The sequence below is a fragment of the Fodinibius sediminis genome (genome assembly GCF_900182555.1).
GTDB classification, from domain to species: Bacteria; Bacteroidota; Rhodothermia; order Balneolales; family Balneolaceae; genus Fodinibius; species Fodinibius sediminis.
Genome location: NZ_FXTH01000011.1, coordinates 16,282 through 34,462, shown reverse-complemented (window position 1 = coordinate 34,462; position 18,181 = coordinate 16,282). Strand labels below are relative to the sequence as shown.

Annotated in this window: 12 protein-coding genes; 6 read left to right on the top strand and 6 right to left on the bottom strand. The window is 49.8% G+C overall.

From position 1 onward, the window contains the following. Positions 1 to 40 precede the first annotated feature (40 nt). Positions 41 to 2,413 (bottom strand): 3-hydroxyacyl-CoA dehydrogenase/enoyl-CoA hydratase family protein, encoded by a 2,373-nt coding sequence (locus FN808_RS12505; RefSeq protein WP_142714946.1) that lies wholly within the window; start codon positions 2,411 to 2,413, stop codon positions 41 to 43. A gap of 54 nt (positions 2,414 to 2,467) precedes the next feature. Then, a complete protein-coding gene (locus FN808_RS12500) occupies positions 2,468 to 4,261 on the bottom strand; it encodes an AMP-dependent synthetase/ligase (protein ID WP_142714945.1) in 1,794 nt (597 codons plus the stop codon). A 129-nt stretch (positions 4,262 to 4,390) separates the two neighbouring features. On the opposite strand from FN808_RS12500, the gene FN808_RS12495 reads away from it, so the two are divergent. After that, positions 4,391 to 4,822, top strand: a complete 432-nt coding sequence (locus tag FN808_RS12495; protein ID WP_142714944.1) for a hotdog fold thioesterase — start codon at positions 4,391 to 4,393, stop codon at positions 4,820 to 4,822. Positions 4,823 to 4,884: 62 nt separating this feature from the next. Here the strand turns inward: FN808_RS12495 and FN808_RS12490 are convergent, their stop codons facing one another. After that, entirely contained in the window at positions 4,885 to 5,610 is a 726-nt protein-coding gene (locus tag FN808_RS12490) for a hypothetical protein (protein WP_142714943.1), read from the bottom strand. Positions 5,611 to 5,785: 175 nt separating this feature from the next. Here FN808_RS12490 and FN808_RS12485 point away from each other — a divergent pair, with 175 nt between their 5' ends. The 3 genes from FN808_RS12485 (at position 5,786) to FN808_RS12475 (ending at position 9,199) form a co-directional block, all read left to right on the top strand. Then, the gene (locus tag FN808_RS12485; RefSeq protein WP_221930038.1) at positions 5,786 to 6,580 is read left to right on the top strand and encodes a protein-L-isoaspartate(D-aspartate) O-methyltransferase; all 795 of its coding nucleotides are present in this window, start codon (positions 5,786 to 5,788) and stop codon (positions 6,578 to 6,580) included. Positions 6,581 to 6,661: 81 nt separating this feature from the next. Then, positions 6,662 to 7,495 carry a hypothetical protein gene (locus FN808_RS12480; RefSeq protein WP_142714942.1) on the top strand — a complete coding sequence of 278 codons (834 nt, stop codon included), beginning with the start codon at positions 6,662 to 6,664 and terminating at the stop codon, positions 7,493 to 7,495. Positions 7,496 to 7,525: 30 nt separating this feature from the next. After that, positions 7,526 to 9,199, top strand: a complete 1,674-nt coding sequence (locus tag FN808_RS12475) for a S8 family peptidase (RefSeq protein ID WP_142714941.1) — start codon at positions 7,526 to 7,528, stop codon at positions 9,197 to 9,199. 130 nt (positions 9,200 to 9,329) lie between these two features. Here the strand turns inward: FN808_RS12475 and FN808_RS12470 are convergent, their stop codons facing one another. From FN808_RS12470 to FN808_RS12460, 3 genes are all read right to left on the bottom strand, one after another. Continuing rightward, the gene (locus FN808_RS12470; protein WP_142714940.1) at positions 9,330 to 10,301 is read right to left on the bottom strand and encodes a hypothetical protein; all 972 of its coding nucleotides are present in this window, start codon (positions 10,299 to 10,301) and stop codon (positions 9,330 to 9,332) included. Between the two features lie 46 nt (positions 10,302 to 10,347). Next, complete coding sequence (mddA, locus tag FN808_RS12465) at positions 10,348 to 11,121, bottom strand: methanethiol S-methyltransferase (RefSeq protein WP_142714939.1); 774 nt, start codon at positions 11,119 to 11,121, stop codon at positions 10,348 to 10,350. Positions 11,122 to 11,392: 271 nt separating this feature from the next. Then, positions 11,393 to 13,249: a tetratricopeptide repeat protein gene (locus FN808_RS12460; RefSeq protein WP_246068355.1), complete on the bottom strand. Its 1,857-nt coding sequence runs from the start codon at positions 13,247 to 13,249 to the stop codon at positions 11,393 to 11,395. 813 nt (positions 13,250 to 14,062) lie between these two features. Here FN808_RS12460 and FN808_RS12455 point away from each other — a divergent pair. Next, positions 14,063 to 14,392, top strand: coding sequence for an antibiotic biosynthesis monooxygenase (locus tag FN808_RS12455; protein WP_142714937.1), 330 nt, complete (start codon positions 14,063 to 14,065; stop codon positions 14,390 to 14,392). Positions 14,393 to 15,372: 980 nt separating this feature from the next. Then, positions 15,373 to 18,117, top strand: a complete 2,745-nt coding sequence (locus FN808_RS12450) for a type I restriction endonuclease subunit R (protein ID WP_142714936.1) — start codon at positions 15,373 to 15,375, stop codon at positions 18,115 to 18,117. Positions 18,118 to 18,181: the final 64 nt, after the last annotated feature.

Here is an 18,181-nt window from a genome sequence, read left to right as displayed (position 1 = left end):
CTGTACTTATGACTCTCTACCTTCTACTTTTTTCTTGCTATTAATTCCTTAGCGGTTTTCCCTTCTTAAGCATGTGCTCAATGCGGGCCTGGGTTCGCTCATCCTCCAGCAGCTCCATGAACGCCTCGCGCTCAAGCCTGAGCAGGTAATGCTCCGGGACCTCCTGGGGTTCACTCAGATCACCGCCACTCAGTACAAAGGCAATTTTATCAGCCACCACCTGGTCATAATCGGTAATAAAGCCACCCTCGTGCATAATGTAGAGCATGATCTTCAGAGAGCTCAGTGCTTGATTGCCAAGCACCCTCACCCGCGGTTTGGCCGGAGGATGATACCCCCTGTCTGCCAGACGGCGGGCTTCCGCCCGGGCCTCGGCAATCAAAAGATCACGGTTCATCACGATAACGTCGGATGCCCCGAGGTAACCGAGCTCCTGTGCATTCGGTGCCCCGTCAGAGACTCTGGCCATGCCTATGGTCTTGAACGTCTCCTTTACGTTGGGCAGGGGATCGATCTGCTCATCCTGCATCAGTTTCTGCATCGTCCGGTGAAGCATCTCTTTAGTCCCGCCTCCCGCAGGCAACAGGCCCACGCCTGCCTCCACCAGGCCGGCATACAACTCATGGTGCGCAACAACCTTGTCAGCATGAAGGATAAACTCCACACCGCCGCCCAGCGAACGCCCAAAAGGCGCCACTACCACTGGAAACGGACGATAACGCAATCCGACGGCAGTCTGCTGAAAATTTTTCACCGCCTGCCTCACCCGCTCTTTGTCCCCCTCCTGCCAGGCTCCCATCGCTTCCATGAGGTTGGCCCCATAGGTAAAATTCTCCCCGTCATGGCTGATAACCAGGGCATCAAACTGCTCCTCAACGACATCACAGGCTTTTTGCAGCGACTGTACAAGCTCAAAACCGAGGGTATACTGTTTGGTTCGAAACTCGAAAAGGGCCACTCCTTGTCCCAGGTCATACAACCCCGCACTGTCGTTGCCAAATACCTCTTTATTCTCAGACTTGAGATCCGAAACCCGCACAGCCCCGCGCGCCGGTGCACTCAATTGCTCCACCTCGCCTGTTGCCAGGTTGTAGACGGTACCTTCCTCCCGGTTATAAAACTGATCTCGACCCTGTTCAAGCATTTCCAGCACCGATTGCGGTACCTCCCGGCCTTCATCCTGCATACGTGCAACGACCTCCTTCACACCAATGGCATCCCAGCGTTCAAAGGGCCCAAGCTCCCAGTTGAAGCCCCACTTCATGGCCCGGTCGATGGCTTCCACCGAGTCTGTTATCTCCGGGATGCGATGTGCTGCATACAGCATCAGGTCGCATTGAACCTTCCACAAAAATTCCCCTACTTTATCATCCTCGTTCACCAGGAAGTGCAGCCGCTCTCCGGCCCTCTTGAACCTTTTTTTGGCCACGGCAGCAGTTTCGAATTCGGGTTTGACCTGTGACTCATAACCCATGGTCTCCGGATTGATCACCTTGTACTCTTTACCGGAGTCGGTTTTCACTTTCTTGTAGAAGCCCTGTCCCGCCTTGTTGCCATGCCGTCCCTCTTCCACCATCTTTTCAAAGGTCTCGGGCAGATCGAACACCTCCCGACGCTCATCCCCGGGTATGGCCGGATACAGATTGGCAGCCACATGATGAATTACATCCAGGCCGGACATGTCGGCGGTGCGGAAGGTAGCAGCCTTGGAATAACCAGTGAGGGTACCAAGCAGAAAGTCAATCTCTTCAGCCCGGAAAGTGCCGTCAAAAAAATAGGGCATAATGCTGGCGATGGAGAAAATACCAATGCGGTTGGCAATGAAGTTGGGTGTATCCTTGCACTTCACCACTCCTTTGCCCAGCTGCCGCTCACAGAAGCGGCTCATCGCATTGATGACTTCCCCGGCCGTATCAGCCGTGGGAATCACCTCCATCAGCTTCATGTACCGCGGGGGATTGAAAAAATGGGTTCCCAGGAAATGGGCCCTGAACTCATCCGAGCAGTCTTCGCTGATCTCCCCGATCGGCAGCCCCGAAGTATTTGAGCTGACGACGGAGCCCTCCGATCGCACCTCCTCAACCCGGGCCAGTAAATCCTTTTTAATATCCATTTTCTCAATCACCGCCTCACAGATCCAGTCCATTTCTGAAAGCATATCCAGGTCATCGGAAAAGTTGCCCGGCGTGATGCGATCGGCATAGTCGGGCCGCCCAAGTGGCGAGGGATTCATCTCCCTGAGTTTTTTGATATTTTCGACCACCTGCCGGTTCGGGTTCTCACTCTCCTCATCCTTGAGGTCCAGCAGCCAAACATCCAAACCGGCATTCACACAGTGTGCGGCAATTTGGCTCCCCATTGTTCCCGATCCCAGTACTGCAACTTTTTGAATAGAATATTTAGCCTGACTCATATAAATAATTTTGGTGTTAGCATTGGAGCTGCAGGGGTGTTGATCGTTTCCCTGTTATTCCTCTTCCTCCTCTTCATACATAGAATTGATTTCCTCTTCGTAATGTTCCTTCACCTGGGGACGTTTGACCTTCAGCGTGGGGGTCAGTTCACCCGACTCAATCGTAAAAGGATCCTTCAGGAGTACAAACTTTTTGACGGTTTCCCAGGGCGAGAGGTTTTTATTCACCTTGTCAACTTCCCGCTGGATAAGCTTGCGAACCTTGGGCTCCTTGCTTGGTTCTTTGGATATCGACTCTCCCCGTCCCTTTAGCCGCTTCTCTATATTCTCGTAATTCGGTACAAGCAGGGCGGCACAGAACTTCCGCTTGTAACCAACAACCATCGCCTGTTCAATAAAGCCGCTTTCTATCAACCGGTTCTCAATGATCTGCGGGGCAATATACTTACCCGTGGAAAGTTTAAACACTGATTTTTTACGATCCGTAATAAAGAGATAATGGTCCTCCAGCTTGCCTACATCTCCCGTTTTCAGCCAGCCGTCCTCGTTAAATACCTCCTTCGTTTTCTCCTCGTTGCGGTAGTATCCTTTCATAATGTTGGGGCCCTTGGCCAGAATTTCCCCGTCTTCTGCAATCTTTATATTCACATTGGAGAGGGGAAGGCCCGCGCTGCCCACGCGCATGTGATCCTTGTCGTGAACCGACAGCACCGGCGAAGTTTCCGTCAGCCCATACCCCTGCAGGCATATGATCCCGAGGGCATTCATAAAGCGAAAGAGCGTGGGTGAAAGGGCAGCTCCCCCACTCACTACGCCCAGCAGTTTCCCGCCAAAAAGTGCCCGTATCTTGCTGTAAACCAGCTTATCGGCAATCTTATGCTTGAGGGCTGCCAAGCCGGTGGGCGGATGCTCCGGATCATATTCCTCTGCCCTGTTGATCGCCCAGTAATAGAGCTGTTTTTTAAGGCCACTCATGTCCTGCCCTCTTACTTTGATACCCGTGTGTATTTTCTCCAGCAGGCGCGGGACGGTCGCCAGGTAATAGGGCTTCACGTATTCAAAATCATCCCGGATCTGATCCACCTCCTCGATATAATAGATGGGATACCCCAGCCGGATGTACAGGTAGGTTATCAACCGTTCGAAGACGTGAGAAAGCGGCAGATAAGAAAGCATCCGCTGGTCTTCCTGCACATCGTCCCCGAAGGGTACCCGCTCCAGGGAGGCCAGCAGATTGGAGGCGATGTTCCAGTGGGTGAGCATCACCCCTTTGGGAGCACCCGTGGTTCCCGAGGTATAAATGAAGGTTGCCAGGTCATCGGGGTCCACTTCCGACTTTAGACGCTCGATAAGCCCTGGATCTTCTTCATTTCTACGGGCTCCCTTCTCAAGAATATCCTCGAAACTCATCACTTCCTTCTGTTCAGTACCCAGGATACTGATGACTGCCTCAATATTTTCCACTTTCTCTATGCGCGAGCGTGTATCCTTCCACAGCTTATCGGTGGATACAATGTGAACTTTCACCTCGGCGTTCTCAAGGATGTACTGTATCTGTTTTCCCGGTTGTGTCAGGTAGATAGGCACGTCAACAGCCCCAATCGACAGTATCGCCTGATCACAGATCAGCCATTCAGCACTATTCTCGGAATGCAGGCTGACACGGTCGCCGCGGCGCACACCCAGTTCATAGAGACCCAGTGCAAAGTGACGAACCTTTTCCTGGAATTCTTCTTTCCCAATATCAACCCAGTCCCCTTCTCGTTTCGTTGCAAAAAGAACCTCCTTGTCATGTTTTTGCAACCCTTTGTCAACTTCACTTAGAATAGTTGTCGGCTGATAATCCATGATATTCCCTCGTTTGCTGGCGGTTATAGCATCAATATAATTGATTATAACTCACTTGAAAGCATAATTTTATTTCTCTCTGGCTGTTCCTATTATGCAGAAAGCTCTATTAATGGTAAAATAATATTTATGTATATCCAATCTGATATTCAAAAACGCGTACAAGATTTTTTTGATTCCGGTCAGGCCAACATGGGTAATGCCCTCGGCATCAGCTTCGTCTCCTTCAAGAAAGATGAAATCAAAGCCACCATGCCTGTAGATGAACGCACGATTCAGCCCTTCGGCATTTTACATGGCGGCGCTTCGGTGGCATTGGCAGAAACGCTGGCTTCCATCGGCGCCTGGCTAAACATCAGGGAGGAAGGTAAAACCGCTGTAGGTATCGAAATCAACGCCAATCACATCCGGTCGGTAAAGAAGGGGGATAGCGTAACAGGTACCGCTGTTCCCGTGCAGCGGGGGCGGCGCATCCAGGTCTGGGAGACAAAGATCCATACCCCCAGCCAGAAGCTGGTTTGCATCTCGCGATGTACCCTGACGGTTGTAGACAGTTCATAACCGTGACATTGAAACCACCGCCATTCTCTCCAATTCCAAACAAGCCGCCTCCCCCACTGGAATCAGCGCTCATCATACAGCTGCTGCATCAACTTGCGTTTGGTAATCGGAAAAATGGTTTCCTGGAAGGGAAACTGGAGCCGGGTGTTGAAGGCATAGGTGGCCGGGTTGGGCAGCACGCCATGTTCGCTGATTAAATTGAGTTTAATAGCATTCGGCGACCGGTGGGCCCGGCCTTTGTTAATCGCCTTGAGGAAGGAGGTTTTTAACGAGCGGTACTTGGCCGTTGAACTTTCAAAAACAGAAACCTCATACTGAAAAAGAAGCAACCTGGAACGTTCATTATCAGGGACAAAAAGATATCCCTCATCGGTATAATTCGGTATGATCCCCACCTCCTGCAGCTTGATCTCTTCGCTCGCGAATTCATAGATGGTACGACCCTCTTCAATTTTTGCCCGTATATAGGGAAGGGCCCATTCGATAAGATCCTCTGTCTTGGTTAGATCTGAACCCGGTACAAAAACCACTTCATGCTCAATAACCTGGTTGACAAAATCAATTCTCTTGATCCGCTTTGGGAATTTTTTCCTTGCATCCTGCAGCCGGTCCAGCACATTGCCGAGGGTTGCATAAAGTTCGACGAGGTGGCTGAGATGGGGATAGATCTTGTTTTTCTGAAAGTCATCTGAAATAATTTTCAGCGCTGCCAGAATTCTATATTGTGAGGTTTCAAAATCGGATGTGGCTTCCGTAAAAAGCTGAACAGTAAGCGACGGTTTTTCCATGAGATCTCCTGCATAATTGATAACGGTGAAACGTAAGGTTATTAACATCTTATTTGTTAACGCAGAATCAGGCAACTTTTATTGTACCGTAAAATCCCCCTGCGCCCTACACAAAAAATGAACTAAACAGCTCCTCCATCATGTTTTAATTAACTCCTGATTAAAAGTTGATGCCATGAAAGTCGTTTTTAACATACTATGCACAGCCGTTCTCAGCTGCTCGGTATTCCTGCTCCTTCCCGCCACCAACGCTTCCCCTATGGTCTCCCAGGCCCAAATAAGCCAGTCGGAGGCTGAATGGAAACCGCCCCGTTTCGAAGAACGGCGGGACGAACGGCACCAGATGGTAAAGGAAGACATCGCACGGAGGGGAGTCTCAGATTCCAGGGTTCTGGATGCCATGCGGCACGTCCCCCGGCACGAGTTCGTGCCGGGCCAGTACCAGGAGTTTGCCTATGACGACCGCCCCCTGCCCATCGGCCACGCGCAAACCATCTCACAGCCTTTCATTGTGGGGTACATGACCCAGATGCTGGATCTGCAAGCAGGTGAGAAAGTCCTGGAGATCGGAACAGGCAGCGGCTATCAGGCCGCGGTGCTGTCTGAAATTACGCCGCATGTCTTCACCATCGAAATAGTGGCTCCACTGGGTCAACAGGCCCGGTCCCGGTTCGATCAGTTGGGGTACAGCACTATTCAAACAAAAATAGGGGACGGATACAGGGGATGGCCCAAACAGGCCCCTTTCGATGCCATTATCATGACGGCAGCGCCTGAAACCATCCCCCAGCCTCTTATTGATCAACTTAAACCGGGCGGAGTACTGGTTGCTCCGGTTGGTGCTGCAGGCCAAATACAGACGCTTACAAGAGTAACAAAAAGCAAAGAGGGCAAGGTACGGATCAGCCGCGAGCTGCCGGTGCGTTTTGTACCTATGACCCGGGATCAGGATTCAACTTCTGCACACTGAAGCGTCCTGTTCTCTTATTTATTTTTTCGGCCTGAAAATAATTAGTAGCTTATCCCTAATCTTGAAATCAAATCACTTTTGATGAATCTGACAATGCAACTCGATAAACGCCTCACTGTTTTTTTTCTGCTGTTTGCCATCCTGCCTTTCCCTTTGCCGGGACAATCCACCGGCAGTGGTCAGTCTCCCGTCGATCAGCTCATTGAGCAGCTGGCCCTGGAGCAACAATTGGGAAAAGCGCCTGAAAATATCCGCATGCAGTTTGAACAAAACCCGCTCAACCTGGCAGCCGACAAAAATGAGCTGATGCTGGAGTTGTTCTCGGATGCATACCGAAGTGATCGCCTGCTGGAAGATTTCAAGACCGCCCTGCAACAGCGGCTGAGCAGCCAGCAGATCAACAAAATAACCAATACGCTGGGGAGTCCTCCCATACAGCATGTTACTGAGGCCCACAAGGAATTCTACAGCCTTCAGGGAAAACGCAAGAGGATAGTCACCCAGTACGAAATGGAACAACAGCCCCCCGCCCCTGAACGCGTTGAGATTATACAAACGCTTGTTGATACAACCTCGGCAGCTGCCGGATCGGTTGAGTCTTCCATTGTTATTTTGCGTTCGGTCATCAAGGCTCTTGGAAATCTGAGTGCGCAACACAGTTTTACCGACCAGCAAATTGATGCCGTGGCTGCCAACTTTAGAACACAGATGCAGGCGGGTGCGTCTCAGCAAACCCATGATCAGCTCATGATTACCTATTACAATGTAGACATCAATACTCTTGAGAGCTATCTCGCCCTGATGCAATCCGAGACAGGTCAGCTGCTGGACCAGGCTATTGGCAAAAGTATGTACACAGCCTATGAGCGAGCATCCGACCGTTTTTTAGAGGCCGTCAGCACCCAAAGCAACTAGATTACCATCTCTAAAATCCATCCGTCTACCATGACTTCTATGAAATCCCGCATTCTTCTTTTCTTTTCCGCAATACTATTAACATATGGCTGCTCGACCACACAGAAGATTGTACGTCCCACCCCTCCACAGCCGGCGGATTCTGTTGACTTTTCTTCCATGCTGGAACCACCCGAGGACTGGCACCTGCTGGACGAGGAATTCACGCAGTTCCGCGGCATCAGCAGCGAACTGGCCTATGAATATGTTCTCAGCAAGCGATCCGCCCAAAAAGAGGTGGTCGTCGCCGTAATCGACGGTGGAGTTGATATCAATCATGAAGACCTTCAGTCCAATATCTGGACCAATGATGATGAAATTGCCGGCAACGGGAAGGATGACGACGGAAACGGTTATGTCGATGATGTCAATGGATGGAATTTCATCGGCGGACCGGACGGTAAAAATGTCAATCATGACACCTTTGAGCTTACCCGCATTTATGCAAAACTCCATCCGGAATACAGTGATGTGGATACGACCGTTCTGAATTCACAAGAACTAAAAAAATACCGGTATTACCAGGATATTTTGAGTGCATACCGCTATGAAATAGAAAAACTACTGAGACAGTACAGCAACATCCAGTCGCTTGAACAGAACATGCAGCGTGCCGACCGGATCCTGAAACAGTATTTTGAAGGCGACTATACATACGAGGAGGTACAGAATCTACAGCCTCAGGATCAGCAGACGTATTTTGCACAGAATGTGATGAGCTATGTTATGGAGAATGATATTGATTCTACGCTCATCGCCGATCAAAAAGAACAGATCTATAATTTTGCCAAGTACGGCTACAACCCCGATTTTTCGCCGCGTGATATTGTGGGAGACAACTACGAAGACAAGACAGAACGGTTTTACGGCAACAATGACGTAGCCGGTCCCGATCCCACCCACGGCACGCATGTTGCCGGCATCATCGGTGCCGTACGGGAAAACAGTATTGGCATCAAAGGCATTGCCAGCAGCGTGCGTATCATGCCTGTCCGTGCGGTACCCGATGGCGACGAACGAGACAAAGATGTGGCCAACGCCATCCGCTACGCTGTCGACAACGGGGCCGATATCATCAACATGAGTTTTGGGAAATCCTACTCGCCCCACAAGCCGATTGTCGATGATGCAGTCAGGCATGCCCAGGAAAACGGCGTATTGATGGTTCACGCGGCAGGCAACTCGTCCGAGAATTCCGATGAGGATACCAGTTACCCCACCGATACTCTCGGACCTGAAGAAGGAGGACCCTCCATTGAACTTTGGCTCACCGTTGGTGCAAGTTCATGGAAGCCGGGAAATGAATTTGTTGGCGGGTTCAGCAACTACGGCGATCAAACCGTGGATCTTTTTGCTCCGGGCGTTGACATCTACTCCACCATGCCGGACAACGAATATGAGCGGCAGCAGGGCACCAGCATGGCTGCCCCGGTCGTCAGCGGAACAGCTGCCCTGCTTATGAACTACTACCCGGAGTTAACGGCTGCCGGGGTCCGTGAAATCATTATGCAAAGCGTGGTGACCTATCCCGAACAGACCGTCACCATCCCGCACAAACCCACCCAGGAGGCCCGGACCGTACCTTTCAGTGAACTGTCCGTATCCGACGGTGTGGTGAATGTATTCAGGGCACTGCAGGCAGCTGATGCCCGATCGCAGCAGTGAGGCCGCAGGACCTCGATATCGGCTTTGCCTTTGATCTCACAGGCCCGACCCCACAACCCGTTGCCACAGGCAAAAAATAAGGGCCGCGGGCAAGGACCGGTATTTTTCAACCTATAGATCAGACTACCGCTTAGTGCAGGGCCTCGACGGGTTCCCCGTCTACTTTAATCACGACCTGCTGCTCGTCACCGCTGAGCCGTACCTCCTCAAGGTCGCCGGTAAACTGATAGGCGTCCTTCCCGCCGCCCACAATGCCGCGCGCCGTGGTTCGGTCGTCGGATATTTTGTCGCTTCGCTGTATCGACCCCCGGTGGGCGTCCTTCCGAAGCCAGCCGCTGCCTTCCTTCAGGCGAACCGTATACTCGGCACGCTGTGCCTCTGTACCGTCAATGACAAGCGTATGGCCGGGGTTGTCCAGGTCTTCCACACTCAAGTAAGACACGCCCATCACCTCTTCGTCAAGCGCAGGACGATCCTTGGTGTATGTCTTGCATTCTTCGGGACGGCCCACCCCCGGGCGGTGCTTGCAAACCAGCACCTTCATACGGGGCGGCACCCTCAGCGAAGCGATGCGATCGTTGCCCACGGCCCAGAAGTCGCTGGCTTCATAGACCCCGGGCGAAAAAACCTGGGATACTCCCCCGAAGCGGGGTTTCGTATAGGCCGTAATGCTGTGCATTCGCCTGTACCCTTCCAGTCCAATGCGCAGCGCCAGTTTTTGAATGGCATACTGCCACTCATTATGCGCCATATTTTCAAGTTTATTACCAATCTTCGATATCTCCTCGGGCGGGATGGGCATATCAACGAATTTGCCAACCGCATTGGCTACTATTCCCGCTATTTGCCCGAGTCCCTTCTCTTTAATCTGAAGATCCTGCTCTTCAAGCTTGCCGTTTTTAAAGGTAAACTTGTAAAAAAGATGGTCATCATCCCACATGCGCACGCTGTGATCAAGCTGGCCCTCCACGCGAACCCGTGTACCTTCTCTTCGCAGCACATCTGCGGGTTTGACGTTCCAGTGGTGGCCATACACTTTCAGTCGCTGTATTTCGGGACCTTCAAGAGCGGCATGCAGTGCTTTGTCGATGTTTGTGCTCATAATGCTTCCTCCTTTTGAGTGCAATATTTCAGCTTGTTATTCTTCCCTATTCAGACGGGACCTTGACGTTCCTGTTTTTGCTGACAGCCTTTCTCCCCTTTATGCCCGGTAATAACATCGGCACCCGCTTCCGGTATTTCCGGTACTGGTCTCCAAATACCCGAATAAGGTCCTGCTCCTCAAAACGAAGAGCGACCAGGATATAGCCCGAAGTGGCAACAGCAAACAGCAGATGCCCGCCCGTCATCTCGGGGGTGGCCCAGAAAGCCAGAAAAAATCCCAGCATCATGGGATGCCGGATATAGCGGTACAGCCCGGGTGTTTGAAACCGGGGATACCACAAGTCGCGGGCCTGCAGAAAATCGTAGACCTGCTGCAGGCCGAACAGGTGAGCGTGACTGATCAGATAGGTTGTAACAAGCACGATCAGCCAGCCCAGCGCGGCCACGCCCCACAAAAGCCACCGGCCAAGCTCGCTTTCTACGCTCCAGACTGTTGCCGGTATGGGCTGCCAGAACCACATCAGCAGGATCAGTATCATACTGGATATGAGTACATAGGTGCTTCGCTCAATGGGTTTGGGGATGATGTTCGTCCACCATCTTTTGAAGCCCCTGCGGGCCATACCGCTGTGCTGAATGGCAAATGCCCCCAGCAGCGCCATATTAACCAGAAGGGCCGGCACCAGGGCGCTTGTTGCACCGCTGTTGATGGTCTTCGGTACCCAAAAATCGCCCACAAAAGCAATCGCATAGCAAAAAGAAGCCAGAAATATCACGTAACTTAATATACCGTAGATGAACGCCAGTATTCTTTTCATTGTCTTATCATATTTTGTTTGTAATTGTCACAGGTTTGCCACGGGGTTACTTTCCCATGATGAAATGGAATTCCACAGTTCCCTTCAGCCAGAAGGTTTATCGTCCCTGATACGCAAAAAACTATCATGAGGGGGGCTGAAGGCACAAGCCAGCAGGGGTCAACAATGAGTATACATCAGGAATTATTACGTAGATAACAGGTAAACATGCAGAACGGAAGAGAAAATGCCGTGCTGCCAGACGGCATTTAACAACAGGGACAGTCTGCTGCTATCGGTCGCTGGCCGTTTTTTCGACAGCCATCATAAATTCATTGAGATTTTCGCTGGTATCCATATTAAGTTTCTTGCGCAACCGATAACGGGCGGTCTTCACGCTGTTGGGTGTTATGCCCATAATGGTAGCCGTCTCTTTGATAGAAAGGTTCAATTTGGCCAGGGCCGAAAGGCGTAGTTCATTGGGGGTAAGATCGGGATACCGCTCTTTTAGAATATTGAAAAAACCGGAATGAACCTCTTCAAAATAGAGCCGGAACTGTTCCCAATCCTCATCAAGGTTAAAGCTGTAATCTACCAGGTTTCTCAGCTCCTGCAGCTCATGACTCAATGTTCCTCCCCGGCTCTGACTGAGCCGGTCAATATTATCCATTAATTCCTTCATGGCTTCATTCTTTTGCACCAGATGAAGTGAATGACTGGTCAGCTGCTTGTTTTTGTAGGCCAGATCCTTCTCGAGCTGTTGTTCTTTCAGTTGTGTATTTTCAAGTTCTGCTTTGTTCTTCTTTATCTTGAGACGCTGCCGGTTATAAATCAGGAATCCTATAACCACTATCAGAACGACTCCCCCCATAGAGACATTGCGAACCAGCTCTGCCCGACTTTGTTGCTCCTCCAGAAGGGCAATCTCCTGTTGTTTCTGGTCCATTTCGTATCGCGCCTGCATGTTGGCTATCTGCCGGGCTTGTTCCCGGTCAAAGATACTGTCTTTGATGGCATTAAGACGTTTCTGGGTATCCAGTGCCTGCTCGAAATCTCCTTCCCGCTCGTAAGCTTCCGTTAAGATAAACAGAGACTGCTGGCTCAATTCATACGCCTTCATCGCCATAGCTTCATCCAGCGCCCGTTCAGCCGCATCCACAGCTTCTGCCAGTAGATCCAAATGGAGAAAGTTGCGGGCCATTCGGTTCAACACCTTGATATATTCCTGCTTAACACCTGTTGTTTCGAGCAGCCAAAGTGCCCGCTGCAAGTGTTCATTTGCTTCCTTATAGGCTCCCATCTCGGCAGATACGGCAGCTATATTTTGCAAACTCAGTGACTTCAATACAGGGTTTTCCATTGAATCAGCCAGCGCCAGTGCCTGGCGATTTGCCATGATGGCATCATCATAGGCCTGCTTTTCTTCATATAACGCACTCAGCTCCAGTAAAATGGATGCCGTAGCATGTTTACCCGGCAAATGCTCCGAGGCATCCAGTGCCCGTCTCATCAGTTCAAAAGCTTTCTCGTTTTCTCCGAGTTCTCCATATACCCTGCCCAGCTGGGTGGCATTGACCGCCATATCACTGAAATCCCGGATATCTTCACTCAGGCGTAAAGCTCTCTCATAAAAAGTAGCAGCCTGCGATAATTGTCCCATCCGTTCATTGACAATCCCAATCTGGTGAAGGATATTTGCCGCTCCCCGAACATTTTCAACTTGTTCCCACAAGTTCAGGGAACTAAAAAAGTGTTCGAGGGCAGTATTGTAATTGCTTTGGCGCCGGTACAAGGCTCCCAGACTACCAAGTGCAGCCGCCTCGCTGGCCAGGTCTCCAAGCTGCTCAAACGTCCTTTTTGCCTCCAGCAAATGGGACAGGGCTTCGGTATGGGCGCCGCTTCGGGATAACAGCCGACCCAGTCGCCAATGACTTTCGGCCCGAAGGGACGGTGACTCCATATCCTGGGCAAGAATCAGCGCCTCATTGGCATACCCCAGGGCAGAATCCAGACTTGACTGCTGCAGCCGTTCACTCAATTGATGAAGCAGGGTCAGCCGCTCTTTGCCGCTGGATTCATCCAGCAGAATCCGCAAGCTGTCGCGGTCCAGGCTGAATTGCGCACCTCCCCTGTCGGGAACGCCTCCCATCAATGACACTAACAGTATGACAATTGCACAACCCCTAACCATATGTAAAAGCTAAGGATAGAAAAGCAAAAAAACAGCTTTTTCCAATCATCTTATCAATTTACCGTATCATTATCCATCAAAAGTATCGCAGCCTCCAGTCTGTGCTAAAGATTACTTGTCAGATTATTCCGAAATATCCCATGGTTCATCCTTTTGCCATGCTTGTTGACTTTATGCGGCACAGGCCGACCATCAAAACAGTTGCCCCCATGCATTATCCGTTTCAAAAGCCTCCCAACACCGGCGAAATGGTCTAACCGAAAGACCGGATGCTGTGATACCCAAACCTTTGGAAGCACTCTCCGAAGCCTTTGGAGTCCTGCACGTTATATTCGTGCAGGACTCGCAGGCTTTATTGTTCTTTTAGGTTACTGTTAGTGTAGGTGTAAAATGACGACCGGCACTTACCACGCAGTACCGGTGTATAAAACTCCTAACGAACTACTCCCAAAACTCTTGTGTGTCAGCGGTTGAAAAAACCATTGTATTATCAGCATCCGGCCCTCATGGCCCCGAATGCAGAAGCAACCTGCTCTCTCGGAGAGGGCGGCCCTATTCAGCTGCTTCTCCCCCACAGCCTTCCCCGGGACTTCCCTCAGGGCACCGGGTGGGTGCATGCCGCCCGGAGATTAATCACCGGTCGAAAAGGCACAATATGACCGGAAAGAGACTAATTTCAGCCGATTACCCCTCTTTTTTATACGATCCGGAACTTTGGCAGGCAGATAAAATTTAAATAGGGCAATAACCGATAATAAGCTGTCATATGTTATGATTAGTAGAATTTGGCGTGGATGGACCACCATGGAAGATGCTGATGAATACGAAAACCTCCTTCGGGAGAAAATTTTCCCGACCATTGCCGACAGGCAGGTCAGGGGCTATAAAAGCATTCAGCTATTTCGAAAAAACCACGGGGATGAGGTAGAATTCATCACCATCATGTGGTTTGACTCCTGGGAATCGGTAAAGGAATTTGCCGGGCAAAATTTTAAGAGATCCTATGTATCGGCTGTGGAGAGAAAAATTCTCAAGCGGTATGATAATCGATCCCAGCACTACGAAGTCAGGGAACAATTCCAGTACAGCAGGGCGATTTAAGGGGATGGGGCTGTGCAGTGACGGCAGCTCCTGCTTCCGCTACCCTGAAACCCCATAGCCCGGCAGCCGGAAGCGGAGGTATTGTACATCAACAGATAATCTGCCCGGGGCTTTTGCTACAAGGACTAAGGCAAATGCGCAAGGCTTGCTGCCGCCTCTCCAAAGAGGCGCTGCCTCTGGTTTCCAGTTGGTATGCTCTGCCGCCTGTGCGGCACATAAAAAGCCCTGATGCAGGAGCAGAACCTATATCAGGGCTTTGAGAGCGGAGAGAGAGGATTTTGAACCTTCTCTAATTTGTGGCTTTACAGTACACAGAAACCGATTTTGACCGCTCAATTCCTATGGTCACCCATAGGTTCACTAAATTTCTCGATCATCAAGGATCGAGGGTTCAAATCAAAAATCTAATATATCACCGATTTTTCCTACTCGCAAATTAGCTATTTCCTTTTTCAACTTGGATTCATAAGTCTACTCGCAAAGAGGCAACCGCAAATTTCAGCTAAAAAAGTTCTTCCACGTCTGATCGACAGAAAATATATTATGTTTAACAATATTATATCAAAGGCATTGCTCAGAGTCGCTCCAAATTTCTTCTCTGATACAGGTCCGGCCTTCTTCGGAAGCCTTGAGGCCCCTTGTTTTCTTCCTCTGAAAAGTCTTCCCACCAGAAATTCTGTACACCAGGAATAGTTAAGCTATCCTATTGATTTTACTAAACATTGACACTCTACTCGATCAGTTATTTGTTATCCAGGATCATTTTACCGTAAGAAAAAAACCAACTCAACCACAATGCAACTATAAGTAGTCCGAGGCATTGGATCGTTACAAATGTTTGGATGCCATGGGATTTCTTTTTCTTACTGCTAACAAGCCACCTCCTTCTACTCCTTGCTCTTTTACAACATTTTGTTACCTTATAACCAATTTAATGATTTACGTTGGGTTTCATCTTATCATAGTCTATCTACCGCATAATGAGTAGTAATAACCTTACGCCTGAACAAGAGGCCAGAAAAAAAATTGATGAGAGACTTAAACAGTCAGGTTGGGATATTCAAAATAAGGAAAGCATAGATTTTTCTGTATCAGATGGGGTCACTATCCGTGAGTACCATACCGACTCCGGTCCTGCAGATTACATTTCTTTTGTACAAAAACGACCCGCAGCCATTATAGAAGCAAAACGAGAGGAAGAAGGACACCGACTTCTACAGGCTGAGGCTCAGTCTAACCGGTATTCGGCAAGCGATCTACAGTATATTGGACAAGCATCCCTCCCCTTCATTTATGAAAGCAATGGGGAAATAACCCGATTTACCGACTTAAGAGACCCCAAACCGAGGTCCCGTGAAGTATTTTCCTTTCACCGCCCGGAAACGTTGCAGGGATGGATGGAAAAGGACAAGACACTAAGAGCCCGCCTACAGGAGATTCCGGACCTTCAAACCAAAGGCCTGCGGGATTGCCAGATCAGTGCGATTAGAAATCTGGAGCAATCCTTTAAGGAGGGTCGGCCACGTGCTTTGATTCAGATGGCTACCGGTGCTGGTAAGACGTTTACGGCCATTACCTCGATTTACCGCTTGCTGAAACATGCCGATGCCAAGCGCATTCTCTTTCTGGTGGATACCAAAAACCTGGGGGAACAGGCCGAACAGGAGTTTATGAAGTATACGCCCACCGGGGAAAATCGAAAGTTCACCGAGATCTATCCAGTTCAATTACTGCGGTCCAGCTACATCGCACCTGATAGCAAGGTATGTATCAGCACCATACAACGAATGTACTCCATCCTGCAGGGAGATGAGCTGGAAGAAAGTAGTGAGGAAGAGAATCCCAACGAGCAGTACCAGCCGAAGGAACCGGTTCCGGTTGAGTACAATGAAGAGGTACCGATTGAGTTCTTCGATTTCATCGTTATAGATGAGTGCCATCGCTCTATCTATAATTTATGGAAGCAAGTATTAGACTATTTTGACGCCTTTCAGGTGGGGCTGACTGCCACCCCGGATAAGCGCACCTATGGGTATTTCAAAGAGAACGTGGTCAGCGAATATAAACACGAGCAGGCTGTAGCAGATGGTGTGAACGTTGGGTACGATGTCTTTACGATTGAAACGGAGATTTCCAAGAATGGCAAGGAAATTAAGGCAAAGGAGTATGTTGAGAAGCGGGAGAAGCTCACCCGCAAGAAGCGTTGGGAGCAGTTGGATGAAGATGTGGATTATACGGCCAAACAGCTGGATAAAGATGTCGTCAATCCCAGCCAGATCCGCAATATCATTAAAACATATCGAGACAGCCTACCGACTATTTTCCCGCATCGGGAGGAAGTGCCCAAAACACTGATTTTTGCCAAGACGGACAGTCATTGTGATGATATTATTAAAACGGTCCGTGAAGAGTTTGCCGAGGGCAATGATTTTTGTAAAAAGGTGACCTATAAGACCGAAGAAGATCCCAAATCGGTATTGCAACAGTTCCGCAATGAATTTTATCCCCGCATTGCCGTAACGGTGGATATGATTGCTACCGGTACCGACGTGAAACCCATTGAGTGTCTGATGTTCATGCGGGATGTGAAGAGCCGGAATTACTTTGAACAGATGAAAGGAAGGGGTACCCGTACCCTGCAGAAAGAGGATCTGGAAAAGGTCACGCCCTCCGCAAAAACGGATAAGACCCATTTTGTGGTTGTGGATGCGGTTGGGGTTACCAAGAGTCTGAAAACCGACAGCCGTCCCTTAGAGCGAAACCGCACTGTTCCTTTTAAGGATCTATTGCATCACATTATGATGGGCAGTGCGGACGAAGACTTTTTTGATTCGGCAGCCAATCGCCTGGCACGACTAAATAAACTGCTTGATGGCAGAGAGAAAGAGCATTTCAAGGAGGTGACCGGGAAATCCATTAACACTGTTACCAACGAGTTGCTGGATGCAACCAATCCCGATAAAGTCCAGGAATTGGCCGGTAAGCCGCAGGAAGAAGGAGGAACCGGAGGGGATGAGGAAGCGGCAAAGAGAAAGTTACGGGAGAAGGCCGCCTCCAATTTTACGGGGGAACTGATTGAGTTTCTGGACCAGGCGAAGAAGACCCACGAGCAGATTCTTGATGTGGTCAATATTGATGAGGTCACCTACGCTGGGTGGGACAAAGAACAGAAACAGCAGTCTGAAACACTTGTTGAAGATTTTAAGGCCTATATCAAAGAGCATAAGGATGAAATTACAGCCTTATCCATCTTTTACGATCAGCCCCATCGGTTGAAAGAGGTTACCTACCAGATGATAAAGGAACTGGCCGACAAGATCCGGCAGGAAAAACCCAATCTGGCACCGATGCATGTTTGGCAGGGCTATTCCCAGCTGGAGAAGTATGAAGGCAGAAATCCAAAATCGGAATTAACGGCTTTGGTGGCCTTGATCCGAAAGGTGTGTGGACTGGATGAGGAGCTCCGACCGTTTGATTCCACGGTAAACCGGAACTTCCAGGAATGGGTCTTCGATAAACAGGCCGGTGCCCTGAAATTCAATGAAGAGCAGATGGAATGGCTGCACATGATCAAGGATCATATCGCTACTTCCATACACTTCACTAGGGATGATCTGGACTATGCCCCGTTTGATGCCAAGGGAGGCATCGGGGGGATGTATAAAGTCTTTGGGGATGAGATGGATGAAATTATTGAAGAGATGAATGAAGAGTTGGTGGCTTAAAATGCACAATAGGGGATGTCATAGTGTTGTCACCGGCCTTAATTAAATATCAGGAGAAACCTTA